Origin of the sequence: Sinosporangium siamense (genome assembly GCF_016863435.1) — a bacterium.
GTDB lineage: Bacteria > Actinomycetota > Actinomycetes > Streptosporangiales > Streptosporangiaceae > Sinosporangium > Sinosporangium siamense.
In genome coordinates this window covers 137141-152107 of the sequence record NZ_BOOW01000032.1, presented here as the reverse complement: position 1 = coordinate 152107, position 14967 = coordinate 137141, and the positions used below count along the sequence as shown (strand labels likewise).

The following is a 14967-nucleotide window of genomic DNA, read 5'->3' as shown; positions in this document are numbered from 1 at the left end:
TAAGCGAGTTCGAGCCTGTGGAGACGATATGCATAGAACTCTGATCGTCGCACGATTGAATCCCGAGGACGCGCCTGCGGTCGCCGACATTTTCGCGGAGTCCGATAAGACCGAGCTGCCGAAGATGATCGGTGTGACCAGGCGGACGCTCTTTCTCTTCCACGGCCTTTACTTTCACCTGGTGGAGGCAGAGGAGGAGATCACACCACGTCTGTATTCCGCGCGCGACCACGAACTCTATGACGACATCAACAGGAAACTCGCGCGCTACATGACCCCCTACGACCCGCAGTGGCGCGAGCCGAAGGACTCGATGGCCACTCCCTTCTACACCTGGCAGCCCGAGTAGGAGAGCAGCCGCATGTCACAGCACCCGATCACCCCTTCCGGTCCGATCAAGAAGATCTCGTTCGCCTCCGTTCGGTCCAACCGGAAGCGGGGTGGTGACATCCGGGTCGTGCTGAGCCCGAATACGGTGGAGGCGACCTCCGGGTTCGGCGGGGTGGGAACGCTCGCTCCAGGGGAGCGGGTGATCGAGCACTACCACCCCTACTCGGAGGAGTTCGTCTACGTCATCGAGGGCGAGTTGACGCTGAACGTCGCCGGCCGGGAAACGGTCATCGGCGGTGGGGAGGCGTGCATGATTCCCAAGGGCGCCGCCCACCGGTTGGTCAACAACGGCGACGTGCCCGTCCGCGTCGTGTTCCACAGCAGCCCCCTCGCCCCCCTGCCCGAGCTCGGCCACGTCGACCTGGAGACGCCGCTGACCGACGAGGCCGACCCGCAGGTGGGGGGTGCGCCATGAGCGGAAGGCGGGCGCGGATACCCGTCGTCACGGGGATGGGGGTGGTGGCACCCGGCGGACTCGGAATCGGTCCCTTCTGGGATCTCATGTCCAACGGCCGCACCGCCACCCGGCGCGTGACGCTGTTCGATCCCGAGGGGTTCCGCTGCCAGGTGGCGGCGGAGTGCGACTTCGACCCGGTCGCTCTCGGGCTCACGCCGCAAGAGGTGCGGCGCATGGACCGGGTGGCGCAGATGGCCGTGGTCGCCTCCCGGGAGGCCCTCGCCGACAGCGGGCTGGTCCTGGACGACGTGCCCCCCGACCGCGTCGCGGTCGCGATCGGCAACGCCGTCGGAAACACGATCATGATGGAGCAGGAGTACGCCGTGGTGAGCGACGGCGGCCGCAAGTGGCTGACCGACTGGGAATACGCGGTGCCGTACAGCTACAACTACATGGTCCCGAGCTCGCTGGCCGCCGAGATCGCGGTCGGCGTGGGGGCGGAGGGACCGGTGTCGGTCGTCTCCACAGGGTGCACGTCGGGGCTGGACGCGGTGGGATACGCGGCCAGGCTCATCGAGGAGGGCTCCGCCGACGTGGTGGTCTGCGGAGCCGCCGACGCGCCCATCTCGCCGATCACCATGGCCTGCTTCGACGCGCTCCGCGCCACGACGCCGAACAACAGCGATCCCGGGCACGCCTGCCGCCCCTTCGACCGTCAGCGGGACGGCATCGTCCTCGGCGAGGGGGCGGCGGTCTTCGTGATGGAGGAGCGGGAGCACGCGCGGCGCCGCATGGCCGCGGAACGGGCGGTGCTCCTCGGCTACGCCGGCCGGGCCAACGCCTATCACATGACCGGGTTGAAGGAGGACGGCAGGGAGCTGTCCGTCGCCATCGACACCGCCCTGGCCGACGCCGGGGTCGATGTCTCTCAGGTCGACTACATCAACGCGCACGGCTCCGGCACCCGCCAGAACGACCGGCACGAGACCGCCGCGGTGAAGCGCAGTTTCCGGCATCGTGCCCGTGAGGTGCCGATGAGCTCGGTGAAGTCCATGATCGGGCATTCGCTGGGCGCGATCGGCGCGATCGAGGTGGCCGCGAGCATCCTCGCCATCGAGCACGACCTGGTGCCGCCGACAGCCAACCTTGAGCACGCCGACCCCGAATGCGATCTGGACTACGTGCCGAACACGGCCAGGGAGACGCCTGTGGACGTGGTCCTCAGCGTCGGCAGCGGGTTCGGCGGGTTCCAGACCGCGGTGGTGCTTGGGGCCGGCGAGGCGGTGCCGGCATGAGCCGCGTGGTGGTGACCGGCCTCGGTGTGCTCGCGCCGAACGGAAACGGCACCGACGACTACTGGTCGAACACCCTCGCCGGCAAGAGCGGGATCGCGCCGATCTCGCTCTACGACGCCTCCCGCTATCCCTGCACGCTCGCCGGTGAGGTGCCCGGCTTCGACGCCGAGGTCCGCGTTCCCGGGAAACTGCGCGCGCAGACCGACCACATGACCCATCTGGCCCTGGCCGCCACCGAGGCCGCGCTCGCCGACGCCCAGGCCGATCCGGCGGCGTTCGGGGAATACGAGATGGGGGTTGTCACGGCCAACTCCTCAGGCGGGACCGTCTTCGGGCAGCGTGAGCTGGAGAAGTTGTGGAGCAAGGGGCCCGAGCACGTGGGCGCCTACATGGCCGTGGCGTGGTTCTACGCGGCCACCACGGGCCAGATCTCCATCCGGCACAAGATGCGCGGCCCGTGCGGTGTGCTGGTGGCCGAGCAGGCGGGCGGGCTGGACGCGATCGGGCACGCGGTGCGCCAAGTGCGGCGTGAGGGGCTGCGCCTGATCGTGACCGGCGGCACGGACGCGTCGTTGTCGCCCGCCGGGCTCACCGCGCAGCTCACCACGGGCCTGCTGAGCCATCGGAGCGATCCGCACCGCGCTTACCTGCCGTTCGACCGGGCCGCCGCCGGATATGTTCCGGGCCAGGGCGGAGCCGTCCTTCTCCTGGAGGACTACGGGTCGGCGGTGAAGCGGGGCGCGCCGAGGCTCTACGGCGAGATCGCCGGCTACGCCGCCGGCTTCGACCCCGGCTCGCGACACGTCCTGCCGCGTGTCATCGTCAAGGCCCTCACCGCCGCCGGAGCCGGGCCGGACGACGTCGACGTGGTGTTCGCCGACGCGCTCGGCGACTTCGCCGCCGACCGGCAGGAGGCACGGGCGTTGCGCGAGCTGTTCGGGCCGCGCGGCGTGCCGGTGACGGCGCCCAAGACGATGACGGGCCGGCTCTACGCGGGTGGAGGCCCGCTCGACGTCGCCTCCGCGCTGCTGGCCATTCGCGACCAGGTGATCCCGCCGACGGTCAACGTGGCCGACCCCGTTCCCGGCGACGAGCTCGATCTCGTGCTCGGCGAACCCAGGCCGGCGCCCGTGCGCACCGCGCTCGTCGTGGCGCGCGGATTCGGAGGTTTCTGCACGGCGATCGTCGTCCGCGCCCTGCCGTAACGCCATCCCCTAAAACGCACCGCCACAACGCACACCATCCGAAATCTCATCGAAAGGCGATCCCATGAGCACGTTCACCCTGGAGAACCTCAAAGAGATCATGCAGAGCTGCGCCGACCAGGACAGCAACCCCGTCGACCTGTCGCGGAACTTCCTCGACGTGCCGTTCAAGGAACTCGACTTCGACTCCCTGGCCGTCCTGGAGATCGCCACTCGGGTGCAGCAGGAGATCGGCGTGCGCATCTCGGACGACGCGGTGGCCGAGATGACCACGCCCCAGGCCGTGCTGGACTACGTGAACCGCGAGTCGGTGGCCTGAGTGGCCGGCCGTACCGATAACTCGGTGGTCATCGAGGCGCCTCTCGAAGCCGTCTGGGGGATCACCAACGACATCGAGAGCTGGCCCCGGCTGTTCACTGAGTACGCCGCGGCCGAGGTGCTCAAGCGCGAGGGATCCGTCGTGCGATTCCGGCTGACCACGCATCCGGATGAAGAGGGCAGGGTGTGGAGCTGGGTCTCTGAGCGCACCCTCGACCCCGCGGCCGGTGTCGTGACAGCCAGGCGCATAGAGACCGGGCCCTTTCTTGAGTACATGAACCTCAGGTGGGAGTACGAGGAGGTTCCCGATGGCACTCGCCTGCGCTGGATTCAGGAGTTCCAGGTGCGCCCCGACGCGCCCGTGGACGATCACGGTGCCGAGGATCACCTGAACGAGCAGACGCAGAAGGAGATGATCCACATCAAGGCGGTCATCGAAAAACGGTAGGAGTGTCCCGCCCCTCCCGCGGCGCGGTGGGAGGGGCGGGCTCCGGAGGGGGAGGACAAATTGATCACGGTGTTGGTGCCCCTGGCCCTGCTCTGCTCGGGGCTCGCGGCGGGCGGACTGGTGATATCCGCGCTCGGCGGGGCGCCGCTCCTGCTCGCGCTGTCGACCGAGAACTATGTGCCGGTACACCAGTTTCTCGTTCGGCGTTTCGATCCGTTTATGCCGCTCTGCCTGTGCGGTGCCCTGGTCGTGGACGTCGTGCTCGCCGTCGTGACGCCCTCGCTCACGGCATCGATACTTTTCGGCTCGGCGGTCGCCGTTTACCTGGCGACCGTGGCGGTCTCCCTGCTGCGGAACGTCCCGATCAACAAGTGGGTCTACAGCCTGGACCCACACAATCTGCCCGAAGACTGGGAGCGACTGGACCCCCGGGTCCGGTGGCGCAACTGGAATCTGGTGCGTACGTCGCTGGCGGCCACCGGCCTGCTCCTCAACGCGACCGCGGTCGGATTCCTGCTGTAGGCCAAGGAGGCCGTGGGATGACATCGGGACGCCGGGGAACCCGGAGATTCTTCGTGCACGTCACGTCGCGGGCGTGGAGGTCACTCGCATGGATGGCCGTCTGGGGCTATCCCTGCCTCCCGCCCGACGTGGCCCAGTGGCTTTGCCAAGAGGAATTGGCGGCCGAGGAACGCCGCCAGGCCGACGCGCTCGACCGGCCGGAGTCGCGGCAGATGCCGGAGCGCGGCTGACCTCTCCGTCGAAGGTCAGCCGCAAAGGCAGGCCGGCGCAGACAACGTCTGCGCCGGCCTGCCGGGCTTCACCGGGCGCCGAACCAGTCGCCCCACCTCATGGCGAGGAACAGGTCTCCGCCGACCGTCAGCCGCCCCGATATGAAGGCGTCGGGGCCGCTGAGCTCGCCGGTCGCGAGGGCGACGAAGTCGTCCAGCGACAACGAGAGCGTGACACCCGGCTCTTGCTCCGGCTCGGCCGTCACACGGCACTGTTCGTCTTCGACGATCACGAACCGGGAGACCTCCCCCTCCGGGGTCGCTATCAAGAACCTGAACACCCCGCGCTCGCCCCGGAAACGTTCCGGCTCGGCGCCTTCACGCAGACGGACGAAGACCTCGTCGATCAACATCCGCGGGTCGGAGATCTCCCTGAGATCCGCCTGACTCCGATCGCCGTCGCTCATGCGTCCTCCTTCACCGTAGGTCAACCACATCGTGGTGGCGCGTGCTCAAGGACCTCTCGACCCACGCTGGTGGTCTCCTCGAGCCGTTTTCGAGCCTCCGTTGAGGGTTCGGCCCCACGTTGGCGAAACGCATCCCGTGTCGGAACCGGCCCGCGCCGTTTCCCGGCCGGCGGCACATGACACGCCCACGTCAGAGCGAGCCGTCTCAGCACGAGCCGCGTGAGTACGAGAGAGAGGACCGGCCATGAGCGCGACCATGGACACCAGTGCGGCGCTCGCCCTCCCGCCTCCGGAAACACCTGAGGAGAGCCGGAAAGGCCACCGCCTTCACACCGTCGCGGTGGCCGCCATGACGGTGCTCGCCGCCGTGACCTATCTCTGGGGCATCGAGCGACGGCCGAGTGGAATCCAGGCCTACTACGCGGCAGCCGTGCGGACCATGTCGGAGAGCTGGTCCGCCTTCTGGTGGGGAGGGTTTGACCCGGCCGGATTTCTCAGCGTGGACAAGGTTCCGGGCGGGCTGTGGCCGCAGGCGTTGTCGGTGCGGCTGTTCGGTTACAGCGACATGGCGCAGCTCCTGCCTCAGGCGCTGGTGATGGCCGGGTGTGTGCCGCTGCTCTATGCGGCGGTCCGGCGGTGGGCGGGCCCCGCCGCGGGGCTCGCGGGCGCTGCGGTGCTGGTCACGACACCCGTGTGGACGGTCATCGCGAGGATCAACGCCCCCGATGTCTACCTCATGTTCTGCCTGTTGGCGGTGGTCTATTGCGCGACGCGGGGGCTCAAGGAGGGCAGGGCCGGAAGCATGGCCTGGGCCGGGTTGTGGCTCGCCTTGGGGTTCCAGGCGAAGATGCTTCAGGCGGTCATCCTGTGGGGTGTGGTGGCGGCGGTCTACCTGTGCTGCGCGCCGCCGCCGTGGCGTCGCCGTACTCTGCATGTCGCCGCCTCTTCCGCGCTCGCCCTGGCCGTCTCCCTGTTCTGGCCGCTGACCGCCGCGCTGATGCCCGCGGCGGCGCGGCCTTACATGGACGGGAGCGCCGGCGACTCCGTCTGGGAGATGCTCTTCCTCTACAACGGCCTGAGCCGGGTCCTCGACGCCGGGCAGGAGGGCCTCGGTCCCGCGCCGTTGACCGCGGGTGGCGCGGCCGGGCCGCTGCGGCTCCTCGGCCCCGAGCACGCGGCCCAGATCGGCTGGCTCCTGCCCGCCGCGCTCATCTCCCTGGCCGTGGCGCTTCTCTCGGCGCGGCGTGCGCCACGCACCGACCTCCTCAGATCCGGCTGGCTGCTCTGGGGCGGCTGGCTCCTCGCCTACGGCCTCGCCACCAGCTTCGCCGAGGGTGTCCATCCCTATTACACGAGCTCTTTCGCGCCGGCGGTGGCGGCACTGGCCGGTGCGGGTGCGGTGGCCGCCGCGCGCCTCTGGAACGGCCCCTGGCCGGGTCCTGTGCTGCTTCCCCTGCTGATCGTGGTCACGACGGTGTGGGCGGTGGTCATCCTCGGCGACGTGCCGTACGCGCCGCCGTGGTCGGCCACGGCGGTCGCCGCGGCGGGGGGTGTCGCGCTGTTCCTGCTGGTGGTCTCGAAGATCAGCGAGTTCGGCGGCAGGCCGGTCGGTCTGCTCGGAGCGGGGGTCGCCGCGGCGGGAGCGCTCCTCGGCCCCGCGGTCTGGTCGGCCGCCACCCTCGACCGCCCCACCTCGACGGTGGGGGCCTTCTTCGCGATGATCGAACCGGTCGCGGGCCCGTCGGACTACGAGGCGAAGGCCGCCGCGATGCTCAAAGTGCGGCGGCCCCTGCGCGCGGAGGAGCTGAAAGCGGCCGAGGCGGCGCTGATTTCCGCCATCCCCCACGCCGACCAGGGCCTTCACAACTATCTGCGCCGGCGTCAAGGGCAGGCGCGTTACCTGATGGCCACGACCGGGGCCGAGCTGGCGGCGCCGTACATCGCGCGGTTCGGGAGCGCGGTGCTGCCCATGGGCGGCTTCACCGGCGGCGGCCCCCGGCCCTCGGCGCAGGAACTCGCCTCCCTGGTGGAGCAGGGGCAGGTGCGCTATGTCCTCACAGGCGGCTATGGGGTGCAGAACCGCGCCAACCGCGACCGGACCTCGTGGGTCCACACGTCCTGCCGGCCTGTCGCCCCCTCCGCATATGGCGCTCGACGCGTGCAGCGGGCGCCTGTCCTCTACGACTGCAAGGAGAGTCATGAGCTTGGTCGTTGAGCCGGCACAGTCACCTGTGAGGGCGGCCGAAACCCTTCCTGCATGGCGCCGGACACAGATCGCGCTGGCGGTCGTTACCTTATCGGCCTTCGCGCTTTATGCCTTTGGGCTGCCCGCCAATGTAGTCAACACTTATTACGCGGCGGCGGCGATAAGCATGACGGAGAGCTGGAGTAATTTCCTCTTCGGCGCCTTCGATCCGAGTGGCTTCATCACCATCGACAAACCACCGGGCGGGATATGGCCACAGGCTCTCTCGGTCATGCTGTTCGGCCCGCACACGTGGGCGCTTCTCCTTCCGCAGGTGCTGGCGGCCACCGCCACCGTGCCGCTGCTGTTCGCCGTCGTCCGGCGCTTCGCGGGTGATTCGGCCGGGCTCATCGCCGCCGCGGTCATGGCGGGCACACCCTCCGTCGTGGTGTCCACGCGCCTCAATCTGCCCGACGCCTTCCTGGTGCTCACCCTGGTGGCCGCGGCGTGGACCGCTACGCGCATGCGCCGCGACGACAGATGGCGGTGGCCGCTGCTCACCGGGCTCCTGGTCGGATATGCGTTCAACATCAAACTCGTCCAGGGCCTTGTGGTGCTGGCGCCGCTGCTCGCCGTGCATCTCGCGTTCGGGAGCGGGACGTTGCGGCGGCGGCTGGTCAAGGTCACCGCGACCGGAGCCATGGCGCTGGCCGTGTCCTCGGCCTGGCTGGTGCTCGTGGCGTTCGTGTCCGGCCGGCCGTACATCGACGGGAGCACCGGTGACTCCGGCTTCGAGATGGCCTTCGTCTACAACCTGTGGGGCCGCGTCAGCGAGGTCGCCCACGGCGTCTTTCCCCCGGTGCTGCCGGACGGCATGCCGGTCCCGCTCGACCACGGGGGGCCGGCCGGGGTGGCCAGGCTCTTCAACGCGGAGGTGGGGGACCAGGTCTCGTGGCTTCTGCCGTTCGCTCTGATCGGTCTTTTGGCAGGGGTGATCGCGGCCTGGCGGCGGCGGTCTCGCGCGGACGCGCCCGGCACCCACACCACAGACGCCGACGCCTTGAAGGCCGGATGGCTGCTGTGGGGTGGGTGGCTGGTTGTGTACGGCGCAGCCGTGAGCTCGGCGCAGAGCATCCACCCCTACTACACCTCGGTCCTCGGCCCGGCCGTCGGCGCGCTCGCCGGAGGCGGTGCGGTCGCCATGCGGGGGGCGTGGCGCTCCCGCGCCCCCCTGGGGTGGACGCTGCCGGCGGCGGTCGCCGCGACGGGGGCGCTCGCCGCCGTTCTCGTGGGGAGGGCGGGCTCGTTCCTCCCCGGCCTGGCCGCCGTGCCCGTCGTGGGGGCGGTGGTCTACTGTGCCGCCCTGCTCGCGGGGAGGTACACCGGCAGGGGAAGGGGTGTGCGCCGTGTGGTGATGGGGACCGGGGCGGTGCTGACGCTCGCGCCTTTGGCGCTGTGGTCCCTGTCCGCGCTCTACACGCCGCCCAACGCGCTGGCCGCCTTCTTCATGACCTTCGACCCCGCGGCGGGCCCGCCGCCCGCGCGTGAGGAACGTGCCGAACCGGATCGCACTCAGGAGCCGGAAGGCCTGCCCGCGACCGTGGACCAGTGGATGACCGTGGGGGCCGATCCGAAACTCGTGGCCTACATCAAAGAGAGGTCGTCGGGCGAGGAATACGACCTGGCCACGACGGCCACCACCGCGGCGGCGCCGTACATCTGGACACATCGCATGCGGGTCATCCCCATGGGTGGTTTCGCGGGCACCGCACCCGCCCTCACCGCCGACGGACTGGCCGAACTGGTCGGCGCGGGCAGGCTCCGCTTCGTCTTGATCGGTGGTTTCGCCTACAACAGCGACACCGCCTTGGAACGCAAGGCGTGGGTGGTGGCCAATTGCCGGCGAATTCCGGCGGCGCAATATACCGATAATGCCCTGACCGCACGCTCTTCCGCCCTGTTCGACTGCCGGTGAACCTCCCCGGGTATGGGGGCAGAATACGTACATGGGCGAACCGCTCCCCTCCCAATCCGCGCCAGGTTGCGTAGTTCCTGTCGGCCAGGAGGGGACGCGCGAAGAGATTCCTCCAACCTATGGTCACGCTATGCCCATTCGAGCTCTCCGAGCGCTACTGGAGCGCGTCCCGCCTCGAGTGCTAGATGGCCTTATCGCCCTCCTCATCGCCGCGGCGGTCATCGCGATGATCGCCGGCTCAGAAGGTGAGGCCGGGGCCAAGCCTCCGAACGCACTGGCCTACGCCATGGGCCTGGCCATGGGCGCGGTCCTGATCTTCCGCCGCGAGTGGCCGCTACCGGTCCTGGTGGCGAGCTGCGGACTGGTGCTGGCCTACCATTCGCTGGCCTATCCCAGTCTGGCCATCGCGATCATCCTCGGTGTGGCCACCTACACCGCCGCAGAACGTGGTCACTTCGGATGGGCGGCTGCCGTGGTCGGCGCCTTGACGCTTTACAGCATGGGATACCGCGCGTTCGTCGTGCGGGATTCCATGCTCACGCTGATCCTGGAGAAGGCGACGCTGCAGGCGGCGCTCCTGGCGGCGGCGCTGTTCCTCGGGGAGACGACGCGGAGCCGGCGCGCGCTGGCCGAGGAGGTGCGTGAGCGTCTGCGCCGGGCCCGCGAGGATCGGGAGGCCGAGGCCGAACGCCGCATAGAGGCCGAGCGCCTGCGCATCGCCAGGGAACTGCACGATGTGATCGCGCACACCATCACGGTGATCCAGGTCCAGGCCAAGGTGGCCGTCGAGCTGTTCGACGAGAAACCCGAGCAAAGCCGACATGCCATGGGCGTGATCGGCAGTGCGAGCAGCGAGGCCATGAGCGAGCTGCGTTCGACCATCAATCTGCTGCGCCAGGTCGACATGGGCCAGGAACTGCGTGCTCCCGTATCCCGTCTGTCGAACGTCGATGACCTCGTCGGCATGGCTCAGAAGGCCGGGCTCACCGTGGGGTGGGGCACCTCCGGAGAGGTTTACGATCTTCCTGCGGCGGTCGACGCGAGCGCCTACCGCATCATTCAGGAGTCGATGACCAACGTGATCCGCCATTCAGGGGCCACCACCGCCAAAGTGACCATGGTTTACGAACCGCAGGGCATAGCCATCGAGATCGTCGACAATGGCAGAGGTTCGGGTGTGCCGGACGGAGGCACCCCCGGGCATGGTCTGACCGGAATGCGCGAGCGGGTGGCCGCTCTCGGCGGCCACCTCGCCGCCGGCCCCGCCCCCGACGGAGGGTTTCGCGTGCACGCGTGGTTGCCAACGGAGGGGAGAGGCCAGTGAGCACCCGCATCGTCCTCGCGGACGACCAGACACTGGTGCGAGCCGGTTTCCGCGCGCTGCTCGAACGCGCCGACGACCTCCTCGTGGTCGGGGAGGCGGCGAACGGCGCCGAGGCCGTCGAGCTCGCCCGTGCGGAGCACCCCGACGTCATCCTCATGGATATCCGCATGCCGGTCATGGACGGCATCGAGGCCACCCGGACCATCGTCGGCGACGCCGCGCTGCAGAGCACACGGATCGTGGTGCTCACCACGTTCGAGGTCGACGATTACGTCTTCGACGCGCTGCGGGCCGGCGCCAGTGGATTCCTGCTGAAGGACATCGACCCAGACGATCTGCGCCGTGCCGTACGCCTGGTGGCCAGGGGGGAGTCGCTGTTATCCCCCAGCATCACGCGCCGCCTGATCGAGACTTTCGTCTCCGGCGACCCCACAGTACGACTCGACGATAAGCCTCTGGGCGTATTGACAGAGCGTGAACGTGAGATCGTCGGACTCGTCGGTGAGGGCCTGTCGAACGAGGAGATCGCGCAGCGTGTCTTTGTGAGCCCCGCCACAGTGAAGACGCATGTCGGCCGGGCTCTTCTCAAGCTCCGGGCACGCGACCGGGCGCAGCTCGTCGTCATCGCCTACGAGACCGGACTCGTCGTCCCCGGCTCACGCTAGTCCGGGCGGCCGGAATACACCGAAAGGCTGCCGGTGGCCGCTCCTCCTGGCTGACGACTCAGGCGGCCACCTGGATCTAGCGTCCATGGCCATGGAGCCACTCGACCTCGCCAGGCTTGAGTTCGCCCTGACGACGAGCCTGCACTTCATGTTTGTCGCGCTGACGCTCGGCCTGGCCCCGCTGATCTTATACATGCAGGCCAGATGGGTGTTCGGCAAGAACCGCGTCTACGAGCGGATGACACGGTTCTGGGGACAGATCTACCTGGTGAACTACGGGCTCGGCATCGTCACGGGCATCGTGATGGAGTTCCAGTTCGGGCTCAACTGGAGTGGGCTGGCGAAGCTGACCGGCGACGTCTTCGGCGCGTCCATCGCTCTGGAAACCCTCATCGCGTTCTTCATCGAGTCGACGTTTCTCGGGCTGTGGATCTTCGGCTGGCACAGGCTTCCGCGCCTGCTACACCTGGCGACGTTCGCCGTCGTCACCCTGACGGCTTACGCCTCGGCGTTCTTCATCATGGTGTCGAACTCCTTCATGCAGAACCCCGTCGGATACGAAAAGCACGGGGAGGGCATACGCCTGACGGAGTTCGGCGACCTGGTGAGCAACCCCGCTCTGCAGGCGGCCCTGCCGCACCTGACCGCCGCCGCGCTCAGCGTCGGCGCCTTCTTCGTGGCCGGTGTCAGCGCCTACCACTTCCTCAAGCGCACCAAGGACGTCGATCTCTTTCGCCGCTCCATGCGCATGGGCCTCGTGGTGGCCGCGGTCGCCGCGCCCGTCGTCATGTTCAGCGGCATCTCCAGCTTCCCTGTCATCGGTGGCTACCAGCCGGCCAAGACCTCGCTGACCAGTGGCAGCGCGGAGGAGCTGGCCAAGGCCGAACAGGCGCTCGCGGCGAGATTCGGACCCGGCGACTTCACCCCGCCGGCCTGGGTCCACGACGCCAGTCAGGTCATGGTCTACATCGGCCAGGCGCTGGTGCTGGCGGCGCTGCTCCTGCTCCCCTTGATGTTGTGGCGCTGGAGCACCCGCCTGCGGCCCCTGCTCTACCTCATGGTGTTCCTCATCCCGCTGCCTTTCGCGGCGGCCCTGTGCGGATGGCTGGTGCGTGAAGTCGGCCGGCAGCCCTGGGCCGTCTACGGCCTCCTGCGTGTGGAAGACGCGCTGAGCGACATCGGGCCGGTCGCGATCGGCGGGTCGCTGATCGCCTTCACCGCGGTTCTGTTCCTGCTCGCCGCCGTCGACTATTCGCTCATCGTGCGTTTCGTACGGCGGGGTGCCGACGAGGCCGCGTTGAAACTGGGCGCCGACGTCACACCGGAGGAAAACCCCGGCGTCGCCCCGGCCACTCATCTGTCCGTCGAAAGCAGGGGCGCCTCATGAATGTCGTCTGGTTGCTGATTCTCGGCTTCATTCTTGTCGGCTACTTCGTGCTTGAGGGGTTCGTGCTCGGGGCCGGCGTGCTCCTCGGGAGGTACGGCACGCGTGAGGACAACGACGTCTCCGTGGCGGCCTTCGCACCGTTCGTGCTGGCAAACGAGGTGTGGCTGGTCGCGGTCGCGGGTGTCCTCATGGGCGCGTTCCCCGTCGTGGAGGGTGAGATCATTTCCGGCCTTTACCCGTTCGTCGTCGCCGGCCTCATCGGATGGGTCGTCCGCGACGCCGGACTGTGGTTCCGGCTCCGTGACAGCAGCCCGGCGTGGCGCAGGCTGTGGGCGAGAGCCATAACCGCGGGCAGCGGCCTGCTGATCGTGGCGTGGGGGTTCGCCCTGGGCAACCTGCTTCTGGGCATGCCGACGTTCCCCCTGTCCGCGGGAGCGCTGTTCGACCCCTACGCCGTCATCTGGGGGGTGACACTGCCCGCGCTGATCGTCGTCCACGGCGCGGTGTTCCTCACGCGCCGCCTGCCTGAGCGTCTCAGCGTGGAGGTGCGGCGCCTCGGTGTCAGGGCCGTGGGCATCGCCCTGGTCCTTGTCGGCGCGGCGACGGCGATCGGTGTGGTGGCGGGCTACGCGTCACGGGGCTGGGCGGGAGTGCTGGGGATGTTCCCCCTCTTCGGCGCCGTGGCGGCGATGTGGCTGATCCGCCAGAGGCCCTTCGACGGGAGCACCGGGCTCTTCGTGCTCAGCGCCGCGGCGGTCTGCGCACCGGTCCTCGCGGTCGGGCTCGGCACGGCTCCCGAGCTGGTGAGCCACGCGGCGGGCGGGCGGACCCTCACGGTGCTGGCCCTTTACGGCATCGCCGCGCTCGTCTTCGTCGTCGCGGTGCAGGTGTGGGCGTGGCGCAAGTTCGACCGGCGGGTCAAAGAAGGGAGCGTCTCCTTCTTCTGACGGCATTTCACAGCAGCGGAATCTGCTCTAGGGGCACACGTGATCGATTGCATGTCAAACACGACCGTCGAGCGATTAATCCGAGACCGCAGTCATACGACCTTCTCGTTCGAGGACATCGAGCGGGCCGCTCGGAATTTCCCCAAGAAGCTCTACAGCGACGGAATCCAAAACCGCGCGTTCACCATCTGGCACGGCGAGGACTATCTGGCGATGGCCCACCACCCCGTCGTGCTCACGGCCATCAAGAAAGTGCTGTCCGCGGAAGGGCACCCGGGGACGGGTGACCACAGCCGCCTCGAATACGAGGTGGCGCGCCTCCACGGCAAGGAGTCGGCGCTGATCTTCTCCTCGCGTTCCAGCGCCAACGACGTCGCGCTCTGCATGCTCGGCAGGGCGCACCCCGGGACCGTCTTCTTCTCCGACGAGCTCAACCACGAGTCGATCGCTCACGGAATCCACCACAGCGGTGCGGAGCGGATCGTTTTCCGGCACGCCCACCTCCCTCACCTGGAGACGCTGCTGGCGAGTGCGGATCCGGAACGTGCCAAAGTCGTGGTGATGGAGTCGATCTCCTCCCGGGGGGACGTCGCCCCGGTCGCGGAGGTCTGTGCCCTGGCCGCGAGGTACGGCGCGATGGTCTACCTGGACGAGTCACGCGCGGTGGGGGCATACGGTGACCAGGGAGGCGGCGTGGCCTCCGCCTTGGGGTTGTCCGATCGGATCGACCTGGTCGTGGGCTCCTTCGAGCACGGGTTCGGCGCCGTCGGAAGCTACATCGCGGGCCGGGCGGCCTTCGTGGACGCCGTCCGGGTCTTCGCCTCCCCCATGATCTTCACCAACTCCATCTCTCCCGCGGTTTTCGCGGGCGCGCTCGCCGGCGTCCGCCACCTGCGGGCCTCCAATGTCGAGCGGGAACTGCTCACCGAACGAGCGAACTATCTCAAGCACCTGCTGCGTCAGGCCGCCATTCCCACCGCCCCCTCCGACAGCCACATCGTCTCCATCACCGTCGGCGAGGGCGGCAATCCCCGACGGATCGCCGGGGAACTGTTCGAGCGCCATGCCGTATCGGTGTGCCCGGAGCCGGAAACACTCCGGGTGACCGCCACCCCCCGGCATACGCTGGGCGAGGTCGAGCACTTGGTGGAGGCCCTCGACGAGGTATGGCAGCGGCACGCTCTTCCACGAGCAGCCGATCTCTCTCCAGTGGTGTTTTAGCGCCGTTCGAGT

General features: G+C 68.7%; 16 protein-coding genes. 15 read left to right on the top strand and 1 reads right to left on the bottom strand.

The window, feature by feature from the left end:
* Window positions 1-28 precede the first annotated feature (28 nt).
* The 8 genes from Ssi02_RS25820 to Ssi02_RS25785 all read left to right on the top strand — a co-directional run bounded on the left by Ssi02_RS25820 (window position 29) and on the right by Ssi02_RS25785 (window position 4805).
* A complete protein-coding gene (locus tag Ssi02_RS25820; RefSeq protein WP_204030135.1) occupies window positions 29-349 on the top strand; it encodes a TcmI family type II polyketide cyclase in 321 nt (106 codons plus the stop codon).
* A gap of 12 nt (window positions 350-361) precedes the next feature.
* The gene (locus tag Ssi02_RS25815) at window positions 362-805 is read left to right on the top strand and encodes a cupin domain-containing protein (protein ID WP_204030133.1); all 444 of its coding nucleotides are present in this window, start codon (window positions 362-364) and stop codon (window positions 803-805) included.
* On the top strand, window positions 802-2082 hold the full coding sequence (locus tag Ssi02_RS25810) for a beta-ketoacyl-[acyl-carrier-protein] synthase family protein (protein ID WP_204030131.1): 1281 nt from the start codon (window positions 802-804) through the stop codon (window positions 2080-2082). The genes Ssi02_RS25815 and Ssi02_RS25810 overlap by 4 nt, the downstream gene beginning before the upstream one ends.
* On the top strand, window positions 2079-3287 hold the full coding sequence (locus tag Ssi02_RS25805) for a ketosynthase chain-length factor (protein WP_204030129.1): 1209 nt from the start codon (window positions 2079-2081) through the stop codon (window positions 3285-3287). The genes Ssi02_RS25810 and Ssi02_RS25805 overlap by 4 nt, the downstream gene beginning before the upstream one ends.
* 64 nt (window positions 3288-3351) lie before the next feature.
* Entirely contained in the window at window positions 3352-3606 is a 255-nt protein-coding gene (locus Ssi02_RS25800; protein ID WP_204030127.1) for an acyl carrier protein, read from the top strand.
* Window positions 3607-4053, top strand: coding sequence for an SRPBCC family protein (locus tag Ssi02_RS25795; protein WP_204030125.1), 447 nt, complete (start codon window positions 3607-3609; stop codon window positions 4051-4053). It begins immediately after the preceding gene.
* Window positions 4054-4122: 69 nt separating this feature from the next.
* Window positions 4123-4575, top strand: coding sequence for an anthrone oxygenase family protein (locus tag Ssi02_RS25790; RefSeq protein ID WP_239129701.1), 453 nt, complete (start codon window positions 4123-4125; stop codon window positions 4573-4575).
* Between the two features lie 17 nt (window positions 4576-4592).
* On the top strand, window positions 4593-4805 hold the full coding sequence (locus Ssi02_RS25785; protein ID WP_204030122.1) for a hypothetical protein: 213 nt from the start codon (window positions 4593-4595) through the stop codon (window positions 4803-4805).
* A 68-nt stretch (window positions 4806-4873) separates the two neighbouring features.
* Here the strand turns inward: Ssi02_RS25785 and Ssi02_RS25780 are convergent, their stop codons facing one another.
* On the bottom strand, window positions 4874-5251 hold the full coding sequence (locus tag Ssi02_RS25780; RefSeq protein ID WP_204030120.1) for an SCP2 sterol-binding domain-containing protein: 378 nt from the start codon (window positions 5249-5251) through the stop codon (window positions 4874-4876).
* 244 nt (window positions 5252-5495) lie between these two features.
* Between Ssi02_RS25780 and Ssi02_RS25775 the strand changes: the two genes are divergently transcribed.
* From Ssi02_RS25775 to hemA, 7 genes are all read left to right on the top strand, one after another.
* Window positions 5496-7466, top strand: a complete 1971-nt coding sequence (locus Ssi02_RS25775; protein WP_204030118.1) for an ArnT family glycosyltransferase — start codon at window positions 5496-5498, stop codon at window positions 7464-7466.
* Window positions 7450-9411, top strand: coding sequence for an ArnT family glycosyltransferase (locus Ssi02_RS25770; RefSeq protein WP_204030116.1), 1962 nt, complete (start codon window positions 7450-7452; stop codon window positions 9409-9411). Before Ssi02_RS25775 ends, Ssi02_RS25770 begins: the two co-directional genes overlap by 17 nt.
* 130 nt (window positions 9412-9541) lie before the next feature.
* A complete protein-coding gene (locus tag Ssi02_RS25765; protein ID WP_204030114.1) occupies window positions 9542-10735 on the top strand; it encodes a sensor histidine kinase in 1194 nt (397 codons plus the stop codon).
* Complete coding sequence (locus Ssi02_RS25760; protein WP_204030112.1) at window positions 10732-11400, top strand: response regulator; 669 nt, start codon at window positions 10732-10734, stop codon at window positions 11398-11400. Before Ssi02_RS25765 ends, Ssi02_RS25760 begins: the two co-directional genes overlap by 4 nt.
* Before the next feature lie 85 nt (window positions 11401-11485).
* Window positions 11486-12787: a cytochrome ubiquinol oxidase subunit I gene (locus Ssi02_RS25755; protein WP_239129675.1), complete on the top strand. Its 1302-nt coding sequence runs from the start codon at window positions 11486-11488 to the stop codon at window positions 12785-12787.
* Complete coding sequence (locus tag Ssi02_RS25750) at window positions 12784-13734, top strand: cytochrome d ubiquinol oxidase subunit II (RefSeq protein WP_204030110.1); 951 nt, start codon at window positions 12784-12786, stop codon at window positions 13732-13734. Before Ssi02_RS25755 ends, Ssi02_RS25750 begins: the two co-directional genes overlap by 4 nt.
* 51 nt (window positions 13735-13785) lie before the next feature.
* Window positions 13786-14955 carry a 5-aminolevulinate synthase gene (gene hemA, locus Ssi02_RS25745; RefSeq protein ID WP_204030109.1) on the top strand — a complete coding sequence of 390 codons (1170 nt, stop codon included), beginning with the start codon at window positions 13786-13788 and terminating at the stop codon, window positions 14953-14955.
* The last annotated feature ends 12 nt before the right edge of the window (window positions 14956-14967 follow it).